This is a genomic window from Planktothrix sp. (assembly GCF_046067725.1).
In the GTDB taxonomy this organism is placed as follows: domain Bacteria; phylum Cyanobacteriota; class Cyanobacteriia; order Cyanobacteriales; family Microcoleaceae; genus Planktothrix.
On sequence record NZ_JBJUDF010000073.1, the window covers coordinates 1 to 4,844 of the forward strand.

Consider the following 4,844-nt stretch of genomic DNA (forward strand, 5'->3'; position numbering starts at 1 on the left):
CCAATTAATGTTTTTCCATTCATACATCGGTTTTGACTTCGACGGCTTGAAGCATTTTATCATAAACCGCACTCAGGATAACATACTAACACAAGCTGTTTTGAATGGTCAAGATTGCTCATCGCACTGTTTGGTTTTCCCAAAATTCATCCCCACCCCGATCAACTGAGGGTGAGGACTTTTTTTTGGGGATCGTGTTAAATGCTGTGGGATGGCTTCAGATCAATCACAGTTCCTGGGTGGCAACTTTGATCACCCTGAACCTGTCGTCATTCTGAATTGAAGAGCCCTAAAAAATTGGGAGGTTAACGGACTTGAAAGCTCATCACTTCTGATGCCCGTTGTTCCCGCTTTTTCCGTTCAGCTTGGGTTATTTCTTCAATCATGATGCGAGCTTGCGCCACTTTTTCAATATTGCTGCGATAGAGATCTAAATCCTTGATCAGTTTGTCTTGGGGCAAGTGTAACGCTTCAGCGACTTGAGTTAAAAGTTTTTCTCGGGTCGCTTGGTCTTGAATGCCATTTGGATCCACCTGTTCTAATAAGGTAAATAATCCAATGGCAAATAAACGATTGTATTTTAATTTAGGATTCGTTGTGAGCGCGTGCAAATATCCTTGCAACTCAGTCACAGAATGTCCTTCCAAGGGGGATTTGAAACAAGCCATCAACTCTTGAACCGATTGGGTTTTTGCTAATTCCTTTAACCGTTCAGCATCGCCTCGATATCGTTGCGGATCATCTTGTTCCGCTTTGATTAGGGCATTGAAAATCGATTCTTGATCCGATGGAGGTTGATACCCCTGCATAAAGCGATCAAAGGCAGTTACAACACCCAAGGCATAAATCGGGTTATAGCTGAAATCAACATTGACCGAAAGCAAGTGCATTTCCACCATCAACTCCTCAACCACACGACGATAGATCGAGTTGATGGGGCGAGTGTGTAAACTGTAAAAAGTACGCTTTGTATCTGAAACCGTGCGGATGTTGTTCACAAGTCAATCTTAAAAAGGACTAAATCTTATTTTAATTTTTTGTGTACCGGATTTTGAAGTGTACAATTTCCCAGTTTCAGTTTCCAACTTGTCAAAATCCCCATGATGATATCCCCGGAACTCAAAACTCTAGCAGAATATATGGCAGGTGAGTTTGATAATCAAGCTCAAGCCTTAGCAGATCCTGTTTGGTATGTTCATTTGCGGCTGTGGCATCGTCCTGTACCCGTAAGTTTGTTTGCTGAATTCGGTTTTGAAGCGACCATCGATCAATTTTTTAGTCATGACAAAGGGATTGACTCTAGGACTGGAAAACCATTGTGGGGAGCGATGTTAGGGCTATTTCAATTTCAAAAACGGTTTTATTTTACATCCTGAGTGCCTTGAATCTAAAGTCTAGCTCCAACCCCTTAACCTTAGGTTTTGAGTCAGAGACGCACCGAAGCACGTCTCTAGTTGAAACACAACACCGAGCAGCGTTGACCTACCGTGATTTGATTTCCACTGGCTCTTTTCAGGGGGCGACAAGAGAAAGAGAAACATTGCTGTATAAGCGACTAGCTATTTTTCTGAGGGTTTTGGGTTTCTAACCCTCCCCGGCCTTGCCTTTGGGGGCGATTATCACCACCTGAATTGTCTCTAACCCCACCTTCAAGAGCTTCATCTTCAGCCTCAAAAATTTCAAATACAGAATCCATCATGGTCACCTCAAATACCAGTTTGGCTTCTGGGTGAACATTACAAATTCGGAAGCTACCCTTCACTTTGTCAGCATCTCGCATTCCAGCAACCAGTGAAGTCAGACCCGAACTATCAATAAAGTTCACTTGACCTAGATTTACTACGACATGGCGACTCAATTTAGATATACATTCCTGCAACTTGAGGCGGAATTGCCAAGCTGTTGTGATGTCAAGACGTCCTGAAGGAGTCAAGACAATGACCTTTGTACCATCCTGGGTCGTATGTTCTTTTTGATCGATTTGAATCACTGACCGTCCCCTCGGAATTTTTGATATTGCGTTGGTTGCTTATCTGACAGTAGTTTAACTTAGACCTGTGAGTTAGGAGCAGTCCAGTTCGCCCAATCTTGAGGCTTTAAGAAAGTCTCATACAATTCTGCTTCTGGAGTTCCTGGTTCCGGCTCATAGCCATATTCCCATCGTACCAGAGGCGGTAAAGACATGAGAATGGACTCGGTACGACCATTGGTTTGTAAACCAAAAATCGTCCCTCGATCATAAACCAAGTTGAATTCTACATACCGACCCCGCCGATATAATTGGAACTGCCGTTCTCGATCTCCATATTCACGGGAACGCCGCCGTTCTACAATGGGCCGATAAGCTGGAAGAAAAGCTTGTCCACAGTCCTGCACAAAACTGAACAAAGATTCCCAATCTCTGGAATTTGGAGTTCCCACTTCATCACTATACAAGGCGGCTGCACCTTTCGGATCAGGGCCTTTATACAGTGGACTTTGGGGATCTTGATAGTCAAAAAAGATGCCACCAACTCCTCGTGTTTCTTGCCGATGTTTCAGATAGAAATATTCATCACACCAACGTTTGAATACAGGATAATACTCTTGATGGTAGCGATCGCAAGTTTGTTTCAAGGTTTGATGAAAATGGTGAGCATCTTCAGCAAAGGGATAATAGGGGGTTAAATCAATTCCACCCCCAAACCACCACACAGGCCCGGCTTCAAAATAACGATAATTAAGGTGTACGGTTGGAATATAAGGATTCCGGGGATGCAGTACCATTGAGGTTCCTGTGGCATAAAATCCCTGTCCGGCTGCTTCTGGACGTTGAGCTAGAATTGAAGGAGGTAGAGTTTCACCCCAAACCTCAGAGAAATTGACTCCCCCTTGTTCAAATACATCGCCTTCACGCATGACACGAGAGCGACCCCCTCCTCCCTCTGGACGATCCCAAGCGTCTTCTCTGAATTTGCCTAGACCATCAAGCTGTTCTAAGCCTTGACAAATATGATCTTGGATCTGTTTCATAAACTGACTAACGCGGGTTTTAGAGTCAGTCGGAGGAGTTAACTGGAGCGTCGTAATTTCCGATACTTGAGAAGCTGTCATAATTTTTTTTTTAATCTATCTTCGTTTGGCGCATCGATCATTTTGTTGTCTGAATACGCCAAGCGTTATGATCATGTCTATATTGTGTCCCTGGAGTCAAGTGGCTAATGGTTGCTGATGCCCTAAATTTCTCAGACTGTAAATCTTCTTTACTTTAATTTAAAGTTAGCTTAAGGCTTTTTAAGACTTTTTCTCAAAATATTAAGACCTATTCAACTCCCGAATTCTTTAATAATAGAGGAGGGATAGACTCTTTACTCCCGAAAATAGCCATTTATCCGCCGATCAACTGGAAACACTCTGATTCAATATGCTTGATATCAATACCGTATTAGAGGTGTTACGACCTGTACAAGACCCTGAACTCCAAAAGAGTTTGGTGGAATTAAACATGATTCGTAACGTTAAAATCCAAGGAGGTGAGGTTAGCTTTACCTTAGTCCTAACCACCCCTGCTTGTCCCCTCCGTGAATTTATTGTCGAAGATTGTCAAAAAGCAGTTAAACAACTCCCAGGGGTGGAAACGGTTGTTGTTGATGTCACCGCCGAAACTCCTCAACAAAAAGCCTTACCTGACCGTCAAGGCATCCCAGGGGTTAAAAATATTCTAGCCATTTCTAGTGGCAAGGGAGGCGTCGGAAAAAGTACCGTTGCGGTTAATGTTGCGGTTGCCTTAGCTCAAACGGGTGCTAAAGTCGGTTTAATTGATGCGGATATTTATGGCCCCAATGACCCCACGATGTTAGGGTTGGCAGATGCTCAAGTCATGGTGCAGCAAAGCCCCCAAGGAGAAGTCCTAGAACCTGCATTTAATCATGGGGTAAAGTTGGTTTCGATGGCATTTCTCATCGATAAAGACCAACCTGTGATTTGGCGTGGCCCGATGTTAAATGGGATTATTCGTCAATTTCTGTATCAAGTCAATTGGGGTGAGTTAGATTATCTTTTGGTGGATATGCCGCCCGGAACCGGAGATGCTCAACTGACCCTCGCTCAAGCGGTTCCCATGTCGGGGGTCGTGATCGTTACAACGCCTCAGTTAGTTTCTCTCCTTGACTCCCGCAAGGGGTTAAAAATGTTCCAACAATTGGGGGTTTCAGTGTTGGGAATTGTGGAAAATATGAGTTATTTTATCCCCCCTGATGCCCCGGATAAAAAATACGATATTTTTGGTTCTGGCGGAGGCGAAAAAACCGCTCACGAGCTTGGTGTTCCTCTGCTGGGTGCTATTCCCTTAGAAATGCCCGTGCGAGAAGGGGGAGACGCAGGAGTTCCGATTGTGATTTCTGATCCTAACTCAGCTTCGGCTTTAGAATTAACTGCGATCGCCCAACGCATCGCTGGAAAAGTCTCTGTCTTTGCTTTAACTTAGGGGTGTTGACTGTTGAAGGGTACGGGCGGGGGCATTAGTGTCAACTTAAGGCTAAAACTAGGCTGATGACCGAAAGTTCGTTGATTTTTTTAAGCGTCAATGATCCTCCCTAATCCCCCTTAACAAAGGGAGAATAGCAGATAAAAGTCGCCTTTTTCAAAGAGGATTTAGGGGATTTAATCTCGGCTATAATTAGAGCTTTTCGGCTTAAGTTGACATCACTGGGGTGCGCCTCGCCCCTACACCGGAAGATTGAGGATAATCAAATTTACAATAATTAAATATAGTCATCTTGGAGACGGGTCAGGGGAAAGGTAACACCCGTTTTTGCAGAAAATCAAATAGCCCTGTGCCTATTCCCACCAGTGGGCGCTATAGT

General features: G+C 44.0%; 4 protein-coding genes and 1 pseudogene. 2 read left to right on the forward strand and 3 right to left on the reverse strand.

Annotation, left to right across the window (positions count from 1 at the left end):
• Positions 1-305: 305 nt before the first annotated feature.
• Positions 306-998, reverse strand: a complete 693-nt coding sequence (gene psb29, locus ACKPEB_RS04145; protein ID WP_408963558.1) for a photosystem II biogenesis protein Psp29 — start codon at positions 996-998, stop codon at positions 306-308.
• A 102-nt stretch (positions 999-1,100) separates the two neighbouring features.
• Between psb29 and ACKPEB_RS04150 the strand changes: the two genes are divergently transcribed.
• Complete coding sequence (locus tag ACKPEB_RS04150; protein WP_408963559.1) at positions 1,101-1,376, forward strand: CpcT/CpeT family chromophore lyase; 276 nt, start codon at positions 1,101-1,103, stop codon at positions 1,374-1,376.
• 269 nt (positions 1,377-1,645) lie between these two features.
• Here ACKPEB_RS04150 and ACKPEB_RS04155 read toward each other — a convergent pair.
• A pseudogene (locus ACKPEB_RS04155) lies at positions 1,646-1,990 on the reverse strand (STAS domain-containing protein); the annotation flags it as partial.
• A gap of 59 nt (positions 1,991-2,049) precedes the next feature.
• Positions 2,050-3,093 carry an oxygen-dependent coproporphyrinogen oxidase gene (gene hemF / locus ACKPEB_RS04160; protein WP_408963560.1) on the reverse strand — a complete coding sequence of 348 codons (1,044 nt, stop codon included), beginning with the start codon at positions 3,091-3,093 and terminating at the stop codon, positions 2,050-2,052.
• Between the two features lie 310 nt (positions 3,094-3,403).
• Between hemF and ACKPEB_RS04165 the strand changes: the two genes are divergently transcribed.
• Positions 3,404-4,465, forward strand: coding sequence for an Mrp/NBP35 family ATP-binding protein (locus tag ACKPEB_RS04165; RefSeq protein WP_408963561.1), 1,062 nt, complete (start codon positions 3,404-3,406; stop codon positions 4,463-4,465).
• Positions 4,466-4,844: the final 379 nt, after the last annotated feature.

Excerpts from the sequence above, each read along its gene's own strand:
- ACKPEB_RS04150 (WP_408963559.1), top strand. The coding sequence starts at position 1,101 with ATGATGATATCCCCGGAACTCAAAACTCTAGCAGAATATATGGCAGGT.
- ACKPEB_RS04165 (WP_408963561.1), top strand. The coding sequence starts at position 3,404 with ATGCTTGATATCAATACCGTATTAGAGGTGTTACGACCTGTACAAGAC.
- hemF (WP_408963560.1), bottom strand. The coding sequence starts at position 3,093 with ATGACAGCTTCTCAAGTATCGGAAATTACGACGCTCCAGTTAACTCCT.